Source organism: Desulfobotulus pelophilus (assembly GCF_026155325.1).
Classification (GTDB): Bacteria; Desulfobacterota; Desulfobacteria; order Desulfobacterales; family ASO4-4; genus Desulfobotulus; species Desulfobotulus pelophilus.
The window spans coordinates 1-17,154 of record NZ_JAPFPW010000029.1 but is presented as its reverse complement, the minus strand read 5'-3'; the positions used below and the strand labels follow the sequence as shown (position 1 = coordinate 17,154).

General features: G+C 51.2%; 11 protein-coding genes and 1 other RNA gene. 7 read left to right on the top strand and 5 right to left on the bottom strand.

The features are described 5' to 3' along the window. Window positions 1-231 precede the first annotated feature (231 nt). Window positions 232-1,569, bottom strand: coding sequence for an acetyl-CoA hydrolase/transferase family protein (locus OOT00_RS15015; protein ID WP_265426235.1), 1,338 nt, complete (start codon window positions 1,567-1,569; stop codon window positions 232-234). Between the two features lie 209 nt (window positions 1,570-1,778). Between OOT00_RS15015 and OOT00_RS15010 the strand changes: the two genes are divergently transcribed. Together OOT00_RS15010 and OOT00_RS15005 are read left to right on the top strand one after the other, a co-directional pair. Next, window positions 1,779-3,359: a sigma-54 interaction domain-containing protein gene (locus tag OOT00_RS15010; RefSeq protein ID WP_265426234.1), complete on the top strand. Its 1,581-nt coding sequence runs from the start codon at window positions 1,779-1,781 to the stop codon at window positions 3,357-3,359. Window positions 3,360-3,531: 172 nt separating this feature from the next. Then, window positions 3,532-3,693: a transposase gene (locus tag OOT00_RS15005; RefSeq protein ID WP_265426233.1), complete on the top strand. Its 162-nt coding sequence runs from the start codon at window positions 3,532-3,534 to the stop codon at window positions 3,691-3,693. Between the two features lie 685 nt (window positions 3,694-4,378). On the opposite strand, the gene OOT00_RS16510 is transcribed toward OOT00_RS15005, so the two are convergent. Beyond that, a complete protein-coding gene (locus OOT00_RS16510; RefSeq protein WP_265426231.1) occupies window positions 4,379-5,908 on the bottom strand; it encodes a sigma-54 interaction domain-containing protein in 1,530 nt (509 codons plus the stop codon). 187 nt (window positions 5,909-6,095) lie between these two features. Between OOT00_RS16510 and OOT00_RS14995 the strand changes: the two genes are divergently transcribed. After that, a complete protein-coding gene (locus tag OOT00_RS14995) occupies window positions 6,096-7,424 on the top strand; it encodes an acetyl-CoA hydrolase/transferase family protein (RefSeq protein ID WP_265426230.1) in 1,329 nt (442 codons plus the stop codon). Window positions 7,425-7,754: 330 nt separating this feature from the next. On the opposite strand, the gene OOT00_RS14990 is transcribed toward OOT00_RS14995, so the two are convergent. Both OOT00_RS14990 and OOT00_RS14985 read right to left on the bottom strand, forming a co-directional pair. Next, complete coding sequence (locus tag OOT00_RS14990) at window positions 7,755-11,363, bottom strand: bifunctional proline dehydrogenase/L-glutamate gamma-semialdehyde dehydrogenase (protein WP_265426229.1); 3,609 nt, start codon at window positions 11,361-11,363, stop codon at window positions 7,755-7,757. A gap of 85 nt (window positions 11,364-11,448) precedes the next feature. Next, window positions 11,449-12,171: a FadR/GntR family transcriptional regulator gene (locus OOT00_RS14985; RefSeq protein WP_265426228.1), complete on the bottom strand. Its 723-nt coding sequence runs from the start codon at window positions 12,169-12,171 to the stop codon at window positions 11,449-11,451. Window positions 12,172-12,602: 431 nt separating this feature from the next. On the opposite strand from OOT00_RS14985, the gene OOT00_RS14980 reads away from it, so the two are divergent. The 4 genes from OOT00_RS14980 (at window position 12,603) to OOT00_RS14965 (ending at window position 16,646) form a co-directional block, all read left to right on the top strand. After that, a complete protein-coding gene (locus OOT00_RS14980) occupies window positions 12,603-13,925 on the top strand; it encodes a M23 family metallopeptidase (protein WP_265426227.1) in 1,323 nt (440 codons plus the stop codon). Between the two features lie 58 nt (window positions 13,926-13,983). Then, a complete protein-coding gene (locus OOT00_RS14975; protein ID WP_265426226.1) occupies window positions 13,984-14,757 on the top strand; it encodes an alpha/beta hydrolase in 774 nt (257 codons plus the stop codon). Between the two features lie 102 nt (window positions 14,758-14,859). Continuing rightward, window positions 14,860-15,208: a transfer-messenger RNA gene (gene ssrA, locus OOT00_RS14970) on the top strand. A 202-nt stretch (window positions 15,209-15,410) separates the two neighbouring features. Beyond that, complete coding sequence (locus tag OOT00_RS14965) at window positions 15,411-16,646, top strand: tyrosine-type recombinase/integrase (protein ID WP_265426225.1); 1,236 nt, start codon at window positions 15,411-15,413, stop codon at window positions 16,644-16,646. On the opposite strand, the gene OOT00_RS14960 is transcribed toward OOT00_RS14965, so the two are convergent. Continuing rightward, window positions 16,631-16,879, bottom strand: a complete 249-nt coding sequence (locus OOT00_RS14960) for a helix-turn-helix transcriptional regulator (protein WP_265426224.1) — start codon at window positions 16,877-16,879, stop codon at window positions 16,631-16,633. The two genes, OOT00_RS14965 and OOT00_RS14960, sit on opposite strands and share 16 nt — an antisense overlap. Window positions 16,880-17,154: the final 275 nt, after the last annotated feature.

The window sequence follows — 17,154 nt, the reverse complement described above, 5'->3', positions numbered from 1 at the left end:
CTGCTGGAAAGAAGCTTCCCTGAAGAATCCAAAAAACTCAGGGCCGCCATTGAAGCAGACTACAACAAGCGCTATCAGGCACTTAAACTCATGGCAGACCCCAAAAGTGTCTGCGGTGAATAAGATGTAAGAATCCGGGAGGCCAGAAGTTTTCCGGATACAGCATACGAATAAAGAGGGGATTCGGTCTAGGCCGTGTCCCCTCTTGTTTTTCATTTTCTTTTCTTCTGTTCAGGCTGCTTCATTCATTCTTCGTAAAAAAGCCGGTCGGATCAATCCCACATCCACAGCTTCTTTGGCCAGTGATTCTCTGAAGTCCGGATGGGCAATCCCGATCAGGGCTGTCACCCTCTCCGGAATGCTTTTATTTTTCAAATCAGCAATTCCGTACTCCGTCACCACATAGTGAACATCGCTTCTCGGTGTGGTGATGGCTGTACCCGGTTCCAGGCTGGTCCGGATCCTTGAAACCCGACCCTTGCCAGTATCCAGGGTGGAATGCATGGCAATGAAACTCATGCCACCATCAGATCTGCCTGCTCCCCTCACAAAATCCAACTGGCCTCCTGTACCCGAGAACTGTCTGTATCCTACCGACTCACTGGATACCTGACCGGTGAGATCCATGGACAGAGCATTATTCACCGACACAAAATTTTTATGAGCCCCGATAATATCCGGATTATTGACATAGGATACGGGGTGAAACGCCACCGCCGGGTTATCATCTAAAAATTCATAGTCTTTCTGTGAAGCAATACAAAAACCCACCACCATCTCCCTCGGATGCAGTGTCTTTTTTTCCCCTGTTATCACACCCTTTTCAAAGAGACGGATGATAGAGGGCGTCAGCATTTCCGAATGAATCCCCAAGTCCCTATGGCCGTCCAGATAATTTCCAATGGCTCCTGCCAGCTCACCGATACCCAGCTGCAGGGTCGCACCATTCGGAATTCGTTCAGCAATCATTCGGGCTATGGATGCATCCGTGTCTCCTGGCATGGAAGCAGGTACACCAAAGAGAGGACGCTCCACCTCACTTAGTGCATCCACTTCAGAAATATGAATCCGGGCCTGAGAGCCATAAAGGCGCGGGACTTTCGAGTTCACCTGAACAATGACCTTCTGCGCCGCCCTGATCATGGATCTGCCGCAAAGAACCCCCACCGGACCGAGGCCCATATAACCAAAGGCATCCGGAGAAGAGACTTCAAGAATGGCGGCATCCAGACTTCCTTCAGGAAAGGCTTCATGCAACTGACTGAAGTGAATGCTGGCAGGCTCCAGGAGCCCCGCCTTTAAAGCCATACGCTCCAGAGGTCCCATAAAAAAAGCATGGTAATCTATTCTTCCTGACTGATCCGGCCTCAGAAAATCCGGGGGAAAAAGCAGCAGACCTGAATCCAGCCGGACCCCTTCGAGATCATCCCTTGCGGAAAGGGCATTGATCATTTCGAGGGGAAAACTTGCCGATGGAGATACCCCCACCCTATGACCACTTTTTACCAAAGAAACAGATTCTGCCAGAGATCTCTTTTTTTCCTGATATATTGTTTTCCAGGTATCCATAGAAACCGCCTCCTTTTCGGATGGAAAGTTCATTTAAACAGAACATGTATCCAAAAAAGGTGCCAACGCTACATACAAAATAAATTCAAGGCTTTAAGCGAGACTCACAAACAAAATACTAAATAACACATTCAGAACTGCGTTATTTCGAATAAAAGTGTGATATATAGCACCATAAAAGCCTAGGATTGCAGAACAGGAGAAATCAAATGAAAGAACAGCTCTTTCGTCATGTTACCCGCCGTATCTGCGGAAGCCTGGACTTTGATGAAGCCCTTCACGAAGTCTTTCTCTATCTGCAAAAAATTATGCCCCTAGACGGCATTGCCGTATCTATTTATGAACCGGTTCAACGGATGGCAAGGGTGATCGGCATCAGCGATGAACACTGTGGTTATCTGCTGGACGAGTCTTTTCCCCTGTCTGCAGTCGCATGGGAAACCATTTTCAAATGGCTGGAAGAATCACGATCCGGCACCATTCCCTGGATCCGCAACCATACCCATCCCCTCAATCAGGAAACGCTCAGGATTGCACGCATGCACACCCCTTCCGTCAAAGCCAGAGCCATGGAAGAATTCTGCTCCATCACCTGTGCCCTCACCCTGAAACGAACCATTGTAGGCAACCTGACATTCATAGCTGAAGGGCAGCATCACTACACAACCTCCCATGCCGATATCATTAAAGAAATCAATGAACCTTTTGCCATCGCCCTGTCCAATGCCCTGCGCTACATGGATCTGGTCCGGGATCATAAAGCCCTGCAGCGGGATGCCATTAAAATCAGCGGGGACACCATGATCGGCGCAGAAGGCGGCCTTAGGGGAGTCACGCATCTTATGGATCAGGTCGCCAGAAAAGAAACTCCCATACTGCTTCTGGGAGAAACGGGTACTGGCAAAGAAGTGGTGGCGGCACAGATCCACAATGCCTCCCAGAGAGCCAAAGCACCTTTCATTCGCCTCAACTGCGGTGCCATTCCCGAATCCCTCATGGATTCTGAGCTTTTCGGCCATGAAAAGGGGGCCTTTACCGGTGCCCTGGAAACCAGAGCGGGCCGTTTTGAAAGGGCCAGCGGCGGAACCCTTTTTCTGGATGAGATCGGAGAACTGCCCCTTGCAGCCCAGGCAAAGCTTCTGCGGGTTCTCCAGAACGGAGAATTTGAGCGCGTCGGTGGGGGAAGATCCCTTCACTCCAATGCCCGCATCATTGCAGCCACCCATCGCAATCTCCCGGCCATGGTAAAAGAAGGACGTTTCAGGGAAGATTTATGGTACAGGCTGGCCGTCTTCCCCATACGGATCCCATCACTGCGGGAAAGAAAGCAGGATATACCAGCCATGGTGCATCATTTCATCCGGATGAAATGTGAAGAGATGAACCTCCCCTTCCGGCCTGGTACCGAACCCGGAGAAATGAAAAAACTCCTGTCCTATACCTGGCCGGGCAATGTGCGGGAGTTGCAGAATATCGTTGAAAGGGCTCTGATTCTTTCGGAAGGAAGACCATTGCATTTCGGCAACCTAATGGCCGATCACCATTGTCTCTCAGCCATGCCCTTTCCCTGTGAATCGGAAACGAATGAAAACCTGGATGCTGCCATGGAAATGCACATCCGTACCGTTCTGAAAAAAAGCCATGGCCGTGTTAGTGGCCCTGACGGTGCAGCCGAAAGGCTGGGACTCCATCCAAGCACACTGCGGAGCCGGATGAAAAAAATGGGTATTCCCTACGAAAGAGCCAACAACATTTATCGGCCAGAAGGACACAAGGCCGGCAAGCCATGAATCAGTTTAAAAAAACACAGTATCGTATGGAGTCATACCCATAGACGCCACAGGCATGCCCGTAGTCACCACATATTCTGCCGCACTGTTCACCACAAAAAAGACAAGGGCTAGGGCCTGTCTTCAAACGTAAACATTGCTTATAGACACGAATTTCTTTACGGAGAGTTTCATGAAAAAACGAATGGAACTCACTGGCAGAGAATGGGCCCTGATTAAAGTTCTTCTGCCTCCGGAAAAAGGACAGCGTGGAAGACCATCAAAAAACAATCGTCTTATCGTTAACGCGATCCTCTGGGTGATGCGAACCGGAGTCCCGGCGGGATTTACCTGAGTATTACGGCACACGGGAAACTCTCTGCACACGTTTTTCCCGCTGGTCAAAAAGGGCGCTGGGCGGATGTCCTTAAAAACGTTTCGATGGAGCCTGATGATGAATATCACAGGATTGACATCACCTATATCCGGGTACATCAGCATGCCGCAGAAGCCAGCAACATCAGCAACCCGGACGATCCAGAGGCGGATGTACCACCAACATCCACGCCGTTGTAGACGTTTTGGGACTACCTGTCCGTTGACAGACCTCTGCTGGCAATATCCATGACCCTACGCCAGCGATCCAACGGCTTGAAGGGACTCCGCCTCGGTTCTGGTTAAGCGATAAGGGCTATGATTCTCATGAAATTGTTTGCCGGATCCGACAGTCCGGTGCGGAGACGATCATTCCTCAAGGCGGAATCGAAAATCTCCTCGTGCCTGGGATCGCCACCTTTACAAAAAACAACATAAAATCCAATGGTTTTTTAACAGACTCAAGCAATTCAGGCGAATTGCCACGCGATAGAAAAAATTGGCCCGATCTTAGCTGTCATTGGTTCAGCCTGCTTCCACTTTGGTCTGAATTCGGCTTTGAAGACAGGTCCTCATTCAGCACTATAAATTACGAGCCCATCCTTCTCCACCAGCACCGTTTATTTTTATCCATAAAAGCCTTTCCAGTCCCCATGCTTCCCGGATCAAAACAGCCCCAGCTTTTTCATGCGACTGCGAAGGGTATTGGGGTGCAGCCCCAGAATAGCAGCAGCTCCCTTTTCACCGGCAATGATGCCGCCGGTTTCCCGCAAAACAGCGCGAATATGCTCAGCCATCACCCCATCCAGCGTCCGGTTCTCCGTAAAGCGATCCCCACGCTCCCCGACAGCCTCCTTTCCCCTGTCCGGCAGAAGGGGAAAGGAAAGGGGTCTTCCCTGACAGAGAATCAGGGCACGCTCCACCACATTCTGCAGCTCCCGCACATTACCCGGCCAGTCATAGGCCATCAGCCCGTCCAGCCCTCCGGGGGTAATATCGGGACGATAGGGAAGATTCATCTCTTCACATTTCATCCGGATGAAATGGTGCACCATGGCAGGTATATCCTGCTTTCTTTCCCTGAGTGGTGGGATGGGAATGGGAAAAACATTCAGGCGATACCAGAGGTCCCGGCGGAACCCGCCCACAGGAATCATGGCTTCCAGATTCCTGTGGGTGGCGGCCACAATGCGCACACTGGCCCTCATGGATCTGGCCCCCCCCACCCTTTCAAACTCCCCGCTCTGGAGCACACGGAGCAGCTTCACCTGGGCACTGAACGGGAGTTCCCCAATCTCATCCAGAAAAAGGGTTCCGCCATCGGCTCGCTCAAATCGTCCCGGCATGGTTTCCATTGCACCGGTAAAGGCACCCTTTTCATGACCGAAAAGTTCAGAGTCTATAAGGGTTTCCGGAATGGCGCCGCAATTGACCCGGATCAGCGGCCCCTGGGATCTGCGGGAAAGGGAATGGATTTCCGAAGCCACCACTTCCTTTCCCGTACCCGTTTCGCCCAGAAGCAGCACAGGGCTGTCCGTGGGAGCCACATGAGCCACGAGCCGACGGACTTCCTTCAGTCCGCTGTCTGATCCCACCATCACACTGCCCATCATACGACGGGCATCCAGCTGCAGGGCCTTATGGTCCCGAAGCAGATCCATATAACGCAGGGCATTGGACAGGGCGATGGCAAAGGGTTCATTGAGATCTCTCACCAGAGCCGCATGGCTGTCTTTATAATGATTGGCTCCAAGGGCACCAAAGGTCAGGTTGCCGATGAGGGTTTTCTGAATGCGCAGGGCACAGGTCATGCTGCAGAAATCCCCTATTTCCATCTGCTGCAGGGCAGCCACTCCGGAACGCACAGTGCGCAGAATCTCCCGGTTAATGGGATGGGTATGGTCCCGTATCCATGGAGTGGTATCGGAACGGGACCGGGCCTGCCATGATCGGATGGCCTCCCATGCGGCATCGGAAAGGGGAAAACTTTCATCCAGAAGAATTCCACCTCCCTCATAGGCAAGGGCAATGACCCGTGAACGTCTTTTTTCGTACTCATAGAGGGTGATGAAGAGGGCATCCAGCGGCAGGAGATCCTTCATGTATAAAAAAGCATCATAAAGGGCCTGATCCAGATCCAGACGGCCACAAATACGGCGGGTCACTTCGCGGAAATGTTCATGACTTATCCTCACGATATATCATACCCTTCACGAATATTCGTTACTTAAAAAACGATATATCGTCATACATCCTCTTCGCCATCGACACAAGAATTGATTTTATTAATAAAATCATACTGGCACAATCCTTGATATGCCTTGATATGAATAAGGCCTGATGAAACACATACAAGCACCCCATATCGCCAGGGAGAAAACCATGACCATGCAGGAGCTGTATCAATCCAAACGAAGAAGCCCGGAAGAGTGTGTTGCCCACGTACAGTCCGGTGACAAAATAGCCGCAGGCCCCACAGCAAGCTTCCCACTGGAGCTCATCAATACCCTTTCCGCAAGAAAGGACATCCAGGATGTGCAGCTGTATTCCGCCATGCTGGTCCATCTTCCGGACTTTCTCGGACCGGATCAGCCGGGCCGTATCTACTATCACTGCCCCTTCATGGGTCCGGTAGAACGCATGTGCATGCCCTCCGGCATCATCACACCCGTCAGTGTCCATTTCAGCCGATTATCCGATTTTTTTGAAAGCCATCACTTTGACACCATTTTCCTTGAGGTGTCTCCCCCGGATGCAAAGGGCTTCATGGGTATAGGTCCCTGTGCTCCCATGGTAGGAACGGCCACCGCTAAGACGGCAAAGAACATTGTGGTACAGGTCAACCCGAAGGTTCCCATGGTAAGCGGGCCGGAAGTGCTTGTGCATCTGAATGATGTGGACATGCTCTGCGAAGTGGACAGGGATCTTTTTGAACTGCCTGACATGCCTGCGGATGCAGAGGAAAAAGCCATTGCAGGCCACATTGCGCCTTTGATTCCGGACGGTGCCACACTGCAACTGGGTATCGGCAGACTGGCCAATGCGGTGGGAGACAGGCTCTACGACAAAAAGGATCTTGGCATTCACACAGAAGTGCTGACCCCCTCCATGGTGAATCTCTATGAACAAGGTGTCATCACCGGTGTACACAAAGAGCTGCATCCGGGTAAAATTATCTGTTCTTTCTGTGTAGGCAGGAAAAAAGACTATGACTTTATGGCCAGAAGCGGCGTGGTGGAAATGCATCCCACCCGCTATGTGAACAATGCATGGCGCATCGGGCAGCACAGCAACTTCATTTCCGTGAACAATGCCCTGGCCGTGGATCTCACCGGGCAGGTGGCCTCGGAGTCCCTTGGTTTTGAGCAGTACAGCGGCACAGGCGGCCAGCTGGATTTTGTAAGGGGTGCCCAGCTCTCAAAGGGCGGTAAATCCTTCCTCGCCCTCAAATCAACAGCTAAAAAAAACACCCTTTCCCGGATTCAGCTGTCCCTTGCTCCCGGAACAGCCATCACCACCCCCCGCAGTGACGTGCAGTACATTGTCACGGAGTTCGGCATTGCCGATCTTTCCCTGAAAAGCATATCCGAAAGGGCCAAAGCCCTCATCACCATTGCCCACCCGGATTTCCGGGAAGAGCTGGTCCGCACCGCCGTGGAAGCCGGATTGATCCGCCCCGGGGACCTACGCAATCTTACGGCAGCAGCCTGAATCTTACCCGCTGCACCGGCCATCAAAAACTGACAGGCCAGCCTAAAAGGCCATAGCCAAGCCTGCCAGCCATGAATCCACACAGCCGCAGGCTTGGCCACCCGTGCGGCAGAAAACAAAAATTCTGCACGCTTTTTTTACGGTAAAAAAAAGAGACTGCGAACCTCCAGACAAGCCTGCTGAGTCTGTGGCATCGGGTGGATACACTTTATTTTACAGCAACAGGAGTGCCAACATTAAAAAATCCAGGCATCAGGGCCTCCCTTCTCTGAGAAAGCCCTGTTTCGTCAAGTCTTGCTGTCAAACAAACCGTTTCCAGTAATGAAAGCGCTACAGCAATCCCCGTTCGCCAAGGTTGCCGTAACGGTGGTAGGTATGGCAGATGCTCTGTTCCCGAAGATATTGCAGAAGCTCAATGCGGCCTTCCATAAGAACCGGGGTTCTCGCCACATAAAAACCCGTTTCGGCAGCCCTTTCCAGCAGCATGCGCGGTACTCTGTCTTCCGCCGCATAACGGATACGGTCCAGAAAAGGTATGCGGGCAGCAAGGGATCTGTCACTTTCCATACAGGGGCGGACGCCTTCAAGAAGCTGTTTTCCCCAGTGGGTTTCCAGATATTTCAATGCCGCATTTTGGCAGCCCGGCTCCGCGCTAAGCTCAAAGGGTGCGCCCACCACACGGCAGGCCGCAACCCTGGCCAAAATATCAAAGAGACTGTCCCGGGCATGAATACGGATTACGGTTTTACCCACAGGAAGATAACGAACAAGGTTATCCTGCCCGCGAAGACGGAAATAATCTTTTTCTCTGGAAAATTCCTCCTGCCACCAGTACAGGTAACTTGGCACCGCACGGGAAAATTGTAGTATATCTTCCTTGCATTCCTCCATACCGCCCCATTTTGCCTTCAGTTCCAGATCCTGAGATAATCGCAGCAGACTGTGATCCGCGTCTAAAGATCCTGTCCGGGGCCAGCCCTTTTCTTCCAAGGTCATGAACTGGCTTACATAATTGGGGCCACCGGCCTTGATACCACTCCCGAGGGCGGACTTACCCATACCACCGAAAGGCTGACGCAGCACAATAGCGCCTGTGCTGCCACGATTGATATAGAGATTACCTGCCCTGATGCTGCTTTTCCATTTTTCCTGCTCCCGGGGATCCAGACTTTCCAAAGCCGAGGTAAGCCCGTAGCCAGTTGCATTAACAATAGAAATTGCGTGATCCATATTTTCCGCCCGCATAACACAAAGCAGAGGCCCAAAAAATTCTGTCATGTGGGAATAGCCCCCCTCGCGGCTACCGTATTTAATGCCCGGCGTCCACAAATAGGGATTATCACCCACCTGTTCAGGCTTCAGCGCCCACTCCTCTCCCGGCTCTAATGTGGTCATAGCCCGGAGAAGATCTCCGGAAGGCGGCTGGACCAGTGGCCCTATTTTAGATCTGAAATCCCATGGTGTGCCCACATGCCAGCTGGAAGCCGCATCCACCAGCTGCTGCCGAAACTTCTCATCATCATAGACATCCTTTTCCAGAACCAGCAAAGACGTAGCAGAACACTTCTGGCCCGTATTACTGAAGGCCGAATGAATCACATTGGCAATGGCCGCATCCCTGTCGCTCATGGAAGAAACGATGGTACCATTTTTCCCTCCTGTTTCTGCACAAAAGAGAAGATCCGGCCTGTCTTTCAGAATTCTGATACCGGTTTCCGTTCCTCCGGTGAGGATAACAAAATCAACGCCTGCATGATTCACAAGCTTTGACCCTACGGAAGACCCCGAACCGGGAAGAAACTGAAGAGTATTTCTGGAAACACCTGCCTTCCAGAATGCCTGACATAATACCCAGGCAGCCAGCACAGCATCGCTGGCTGGCTTAAAAATAACGGTATTACCGGCAGCCAGAGAAGCCGCCACTCCGCCACAGGGAATGGCAACGGGAAAATTCCATGGGGAAACCACAACCCCCACCCCCCGTCCACGGGCACCGATACCGGAAAGCTCTGTAAAATTTTGTACAGAGTAAGGATAAAATTCAACAAAATCAATAGCTTCACTGATTTCTGGATCAGCTTCAGAAAAGAGCTTACCGGTATTGGCTGCAGCAGCACCAATGAGATCACCACGCAGTCGGCGAAGCTCTACGGCAACTCCAGACAAAATCCTGTGCCTCTCCTCAAAGGAGAGAGAGCGCCAACCGTCGGGATCTGCCACGGCTGTAGCCACAGCCTTTTCCACATCCTCTCCCGTTCCCATGGCAAAAATAGCCGACTCTCTCCTGCTCTCTCCTGTGGCTGTAGAAGGATCCAGCTGGACCTTTGTCTGTCTGCCGAGGAAAACTTCCTCCCCCGCAATGACAAGCGGGATCTTCAGAGGCTCTTGCCCTTCCCGAACCTCCCATTTTTCCCTCACAGATTGCGCCCAGCTTCGGTTGGCAGTCAGGCTAAAATCCGTATCCGCTTCATTCACAAACCGTTTCTCATGAAAGGTACCCTGAGGCCCCTGCTCCTCTTCCAGACTCCGGTTCTGATTTCTGTGAAAGACGGCAGGAACCCTGTCTTTCATGTTACAGGATGCATAATACTGATCTGCCAGATATTTCCACTGGGCAGAATGGACGGAAAGCTGGCATGCATAACGAAGAAAATTTTCCGGCCCGGTATTCTCATCCAGCCTGCGTATCAGATAGGCAATGGCGTTGATGAACTGATCCTTTGAAGCCACAGGGGCATAGTACAGAACAGCACCGGTGGTTTCCTGAATAGCTCTGCGAACATGATCCGCCATACCTTCCAGCATTTCAAAACCTACACAGTCCCTGACTCCATTGGCCACGGCCCTTTCCCATGCATAGGCCAGCTCAAAAAGATTGTGCGAAGCGATACCAAGATGAACGGCACCCATGTTGCCCGGATTCATCCCATAGTCCACCATACGACGATAGTTAGCATCCACATACAGCTTGTTGTCATAGGGGGCCAGCGGCCAGTTATGCAGAGCCGCATCCACCTGCTCCATTTCCATATTAGCACCCTTGACCAGCCGTATTTTGATAGGAGCGCCGCCTGCAGCCACCCTTTTTTTGGCCCACTCCGTCAGATGCTGCTGCATGGGCCAGGCATCCGGAAGGTACGCCTGCAGAACAAGACCTGCCCTGTGGCTAAAAAACTCCGGCTGATCCAGAGTTCGCTGAAAGGCTTCCGCAGTAATGGCAAGATCCCTATATTCCTCCATATCCAAATTAACAAACTTAGGGCTGACACGACCATCGGGATGACAAAAGGTACTGGCTGCCGCCGTTCGGTACAGCAAAGACAGTCTTTCAACCAGAACCGACACGGTTTCTTCAAATGCAAAGGAGCTAATCTGAGAATAAATAGTTGAGATCTTAACCGATATATATTCTACATCCGGATCATTCAAGTCATCCAGATAGGTTTTCAAGCGGATACGGCACTCTCCTTCACCCAGAACAGCCTCCCCCAGATGATTGATATTCATGCGCACCCCTTCAGCCTTTCTGGCATGAAGATGGGCGCGCAGATCATCGGGTTCTCCCGGCACAATGGCACGGCTGCTCTGCCTCCGTATGGCCTCCACAAGTTTTGGAACGGAAAACCCCGGCACATGCCGGCCTGCAATGGTAAACAGCAGGGCCAGAGCCTTCTCCGGCAGTGAAAAAAAACGTGGGAAACCATCGTCATCCAGCACATGGGCCACCTGCTCCGCAACCCTGGAAAAATCCGAAGACCGGAAACTCCGGTCGATAAGCTTGGTCAAAATAATCTTATCTTCAGGCCGGTTTAGTAATTTTGCCATCTGAGACTGAATTCGTTTTTCTTCAGAAGTAAGGAGGCTATTGGCCCGACTCTGCCACTGAGCGGCACGGGCTGCGGCCTTCATAACAAGGGGGTCCTGCATGATGTGTGACATGATACTCTCCAGATAAGTAGGTTCCCAAGGCACCTTAATCAAATTAGAATAAACTCTTTTTATCTTGAAACAGAATTATTCCAGCCTACAGATGCAGAGGCAGCTCAGCACCATCTATATATTGATCGTAGCGTGCCAAATGAGCCTGCATGCACACCACTGCATCTTTTTCATCGCCCCTGACAATGGCATCAACAACAGCACAGAGATCTTCATAGTTTCCTTGCAGGGTTGCCTGATCTTTGGGAACATAGCGATCAAAATAGGGATATATATTCTCATGGATGGTTGCCTGAATGGTTCTGTATACCAGATTTCCCGCAATCTCTCCCAAGGCCAGATGAAAACGATTATCCGCTGCAATAACAGCTTCCCAGTCAAAGGGTTCTTTCAGTGCCTTTGCCATCTCTTTCAGAAAATCTTTTAAAAGCAGCACATCATCAAACCCTGCCCTGCGGGCAGCAAGGGCAGCAATGCCGGATTCCAGATCTTTCCTGAATTCGGAAAGCTCTCCTGCAGATACCCGGTTTCTGCGCAGAAGGAGAGCAAGCCCTTCCGTCACGGGCTCCATAGCCACTTCTCGGACGAAAGCCCCTCCGCCAACCCCAAGCCGGATCTCTATCAAACCTTTTTGCTCCAGAACACGAAGGGCTTCCCGCAAAGTCCCCCGACTTACCTGAAAAACTTCTTTCAGTTCCCGCTCAGGAGGCAGTTTATCTCCCATCATCATCCTGCCTTCCAGAATGGCCTCCTGAATCTGATCTACAACATCCTGAAACATCCTGTTTTGTTTTGCTTTTTCAAACATGGAACCCTTCTTCCATATTATTTTCCATCAAAAAACTTCCTGTCCAATGGTTTAACCATTATACAGAGGTCTCTGCCATCCCGTCAATCCTAATTATATTCAGGGAACCATACTCCCAAAAAACAAGCATCCAAAGATCTACCGAACTTCAGCCCGACTAAACATTTCTCTCATAAAAAGGATCTTCTCCCCAAGACCATATTTGGGTTGCATTTAGCAATAGCAAAGAATATGAACATCTATGGAAAAGAGAACTTTTCCACTTTCACAGGTCAAACTCCTTTACATACTTTCTAATACCATGCTAGGTATTCTTCAATGAAATCAAAGACAACTCTACATAGCCTGTTTATTTAACCCTCTGATCCGAACTCAAATGTCAATAAAATCAACCAGCATCTCAACCATAACAGACTGAATATAAAAACAAAATGAAATATATCATACTATGCTGCATGATAATACTGGGAGGTTTTGTTTTTTTCCAGTATGGACTGAATTCAGATACGGCATTTTCTTCAACATCCCAAAGCCCAGACGAGCTACCTTCTCCGCTCATGGTATGCGGTGATACAGAAACCGATGACCCCGAGTTCAGCCAATCTCTTATGCCCCCCCCCCACGAGCCGATTGAAAACATCCATGCGGGTACCATCCGCCCCGGAGACACTGCCAGTCGTATACTCAGCCCATGGCTTTCTTCTGCTCAAATCCATGGGATAGCCCTGGCTACTAAAGAGGTTTTCGATTTAAGGAAAATCCGCGCCGGAAGGGACTACAGGGTTATTACCACTGATAACAGCTTTGCCCGTCTTGAGTACAGCATCGATAACTCACACTTTCTTGCCGTTGATCTTGATGAGGAAGGTTTCCATGCCTCCGTGCACTCCATGGCCTATGACATATATCCAGCCACAGTCCATGGAGTCATTGAAACCACACTTTCCGATGCCATGAAATCCTCTGAGGATATCACTCTGGCTATTCGCCTGAACAACCTCTTTGGTTGGGAAATTGATTTTTCCAGAGACCTGCGAAAAGGAGACACCTTTTCCGTTCTTGTGGAACGGCGCTACCATAACGATGAGTTTCAGGGCTACGGGAATATTATCGCTGCGAAAATAATCAACAGAGGCCGGGTTCACGATGCCTATCGCTTTGAATACGAAGACGGCCATGCTGACTTTTTCAACTCTCAGGGACAAAACATCAAACGTTTTTTCCTGAAAAGCCCCGTTCCTTTCGGTCGCATAACTTCCGGCTTCACCCTCAGCCGCTACCATCCCATACTTAAAGAATACAGGCCACACTACGGCGTGGACTATGCTGCTCCTACAGGTACCCCCATCTATGCGGCTGGAAGCGGCACCGTCATTCAGGCTACTCAGAACGCCGGGTCCGGCCGATTTGTCCGTATCCGCCATGGGAATGGCTACGAAACAGCCTATCTCCACATGTCCCGCTTTGCACGGGGTATGCGCGCTGGTAAAAAAGTGGACCAGGGCGAAGTCATCGGCTACATTGGCCAGTCCGGCCTGGCCACTGGTCCCCACGTGTGTTTCCGCATGACCCACAATGGTACCCCTGTGGATCCAACAAAAGTCGACTCCCCCAGAGCAAAAGAACTTCCAGAAGACAGAAAACAGGATTTTGCTGCTCTTGTAGCCAACCTCCAGCCCCAGCTTACGATTCATTATGCCCAGGCAGATGCCGGAGATCCGGGACCTCAGGCTGAAAACAAATCTCCCATGTAAAACTGCCGCATTCTTTTTTATCCCGGAATAACAGATTCTGTATTTCATGGAGATTCCTATGGAAACAAAACTCTGCCTGATTCATGGCATGTGGGGCTCACCTGCCCTCTGGCATAACTACAGGTTCTTCTTCGAATCCAATGGATACAAGGTCTGCTGCCCTGCCCTGCCCCACCACATTCCACCTGGTGAGACGAATAAAGTAGCCCGCGAGGGCATGGCAAGCTATCTTAGCTCCCTTGAAAAACAGCTGATCCATGACGCAGCGGATACCATCCTCATCGGACACTCCATGGGAGGCCTACTCGCCCAGATCCTTGCTTCACGGCATCCATTCAAAGCCATCATCCTCATAACACCGGCCCCGCCCGCAGAAGTATCCGGATTGGACTTTTCAAGCTTTTTCACTTTTCTGCCCATCCTTTTTCTTGGAAATTTCTGGCAGAAGGCTCTGATTCCAAACAGGGAAAGCTTTCACCGCATTTGCGGAGGAAGACTCTCGGCGGAAACGGAATCCGACCTGTTTTCCAGTCTCGTTCCAGAATCCGGAAAGGCCTTCTCTGAAATGGCATTCCCCTTTCTTCACTCCTCAAAAATCTGTTCCGTACCCCCGCATGCAATCCGCTGTCCCATACGCATCTACAGTGGAGGCAGAGATGTTGTCACACCACCCTCCGTTGTCCGGAGAATCAGCCGCTATTATAATACGGAACAGATTCACTACCCTCCGCTTTCCCATGGTATGATCTGGGAGCCTGAGTGGGAGGATGTTGCCCGGCATATACTGGAATGGATCAGGAACCTTGCGGCACATTCTCAAAGAACCTCATAAATAAAGCCAACTGATTTCCTGCCGTACGGGAAGCCATGTTGACAAACCGCCGCAGCACATGTATCTTAAAAATGTAAGTATTGAATCTGATCTTTAAAAATTGGGGGCGACATGGCTTCGACGGGGATGTTGAAGTGATGGTTGCATGCCGAGTTTTCCGCAGACTCGTTAAACAGTGGAACCTAAAGTAATCGCAGACGATTATAACTACGCCGTAGCAGCATAAGCTACCGTCCTGCCAGCATCCTCCCGCAGTGCTGGAATGGGGCGTCGACTCGTGGGACCGCTTGACAAATCTGCCTGCGGTTTGTCAGGTTGAATCAGCAGGATCGTCTGAACCACAGCCTGTTCAGAGGCGTTGGCAAGGACTAAAATTAAAATCTGAACTAAGCATGTAGACACTGTCATAGAGAGTCTTCGGACGCGGGTTCAATTCCCGCCGCCTCCACCAGAACTGAAAAAACGCTCCCCAAGGGGAGCTTTTTTTATGCCTGATTTCCAGTATTGACGGGCCTTTTGCGAAAAAACCGAGGGCAAAGCATAACAAAGGAAATATATAAAATATTGCCCTTCTGGGGTTTTTTAAGTAACCTCCGAGTGACCTAAAAAAAATCTGATCACTCATTACTTATACTTCGAGAAGGGCGCAAAATATGGCTCTTGGCAAATTAAACAACATGGTCTGCGAGAAGGCCGAGGTCCGGGAAAAACGCTATTTCCTCACCGACGGTGACGGCCTGTCCCTGCAAATAGAGCCCACCGGGCGCAAGATCTGGAAGCTCCGGTATTATATTGATGGCAAGCAGAAAATGGCTTCGCTCGGAACCTTCCCCGTGGTTTCCCTGAAGGAAGCCCGCATAGCAGCGGCCAAGGCAAGGGTGGATCTTGCTGATGGGTTGGCACCCGGAGGCAAAGGGAAACGGAAAGGGGCTGATCAAGCTTTTCAGGCGCTGGCCCTGGACTGGCACGAAAAAATCCATGCCATGCAGGTGGTACCCTCCCACGCAGACAGAAACCTCTCCCGGATAAAAAATCTCATACTGCCCCATTTGGGCGAACACCACCCCGACGACATCACCCCACCCATGGTTTTGGACATGCTCCTGAAAATTTGTGATTCCGGGCGCATAGAGACGGCCCACCGGGTTAAATCCATCATATCCCTGATTTTCAGATACGGAATTTCTACGGGCAGAGCGCAGAGAGACCCCACGCAGGATCTGGCCGGTCTGATACCTTCATACAAAACGGAGCATTTCCCGGCCATTCTGGATAAAGCCGAGCTGGGAGGGCTGCTGCGGGCGCTGGATCAATATGGTGGGAGTGTCATTGTCCGCTCTGCCGCCAGATTTTTACCGCTGGTGTTTTGCCGTCCAGGGGAAATGCTGTCCATGCGTTGGCAGGATATCAACCCGGAGGAAGCCCTGTGGTACAGGACCACAACGAAAACACAGACGGAAATGATATCCCCCTTGTCCAGACAGGCCATGCAGATTCTTGCGGAGGTTCACTCTTTGACTGCGGACGGGGAGTTTGTTTTTCCGGCGCTCAGGGGAAAGGGTCGGATGCTGTCCAACACATCGATTAAGGCCGTCTTGGACTCCCTCGGCTATGCCGGGAAAATGACGGCTCACGGGTGGCGAGCCGTAGCCCGGACCCATTTGGTTGAAACGCTGAATTTTCCTGAGAGTGTTGTGGAAATGCAGTTAGGACACAGGGTCAAGGATGCCCTTGGGAGAGCATACAACCGGACAACCTTTTTAGAACAGCGGACGGGAATGGTGCAGCAATGGGCGGACTGGCTGGATGAACTGAGGGCTATGCCTGCCCCCAGCTCACCTGCCTCTGCCCCCGGTGAACAAAACGCCTGGAATCAGTGGAGGGCGTGATCCTTTTCGCTGTGTTTTCTGGGTCTCCCCGGCGGGTTGCGGGGTTGCCTTGGAACAAAGGGCCTTTCGGACAGAGCTTTGCGCTCCGCCTCCTCGATGTCGGATACAGGCCAGCGCAATGTGAAGGGGCCCCATCGGATGGGCTGGGGAAGATCCCCCCTGCGAACCATGGCGGTGACGGTTCCCGGAGATACACACAGTCTGGCCGCAACTTCTTTTCTGTTCAGGTACATACCCCCTCCTTTCATAAGGTGCAAAATGAAAAAAATCAGTCTGGATGATCACAAAAAATAGGGTGCTGATCTGTATGAGATACGGCTCCGGATCATGGATGTGGTGCAGCCCTACGAAAGGCCTACCCCGCTGCGAATCCCAAAGGGCTGGCGATTCTGGATGCCGTTGAGGCCTTCCGCACCATTATGGATGACATTGTGTGTGGGGAATATCCGCAGCTCCCCGATATGGAGCGGGTGTACTACCCACGAAAGCCGGGTCAGTAGATGCCAGA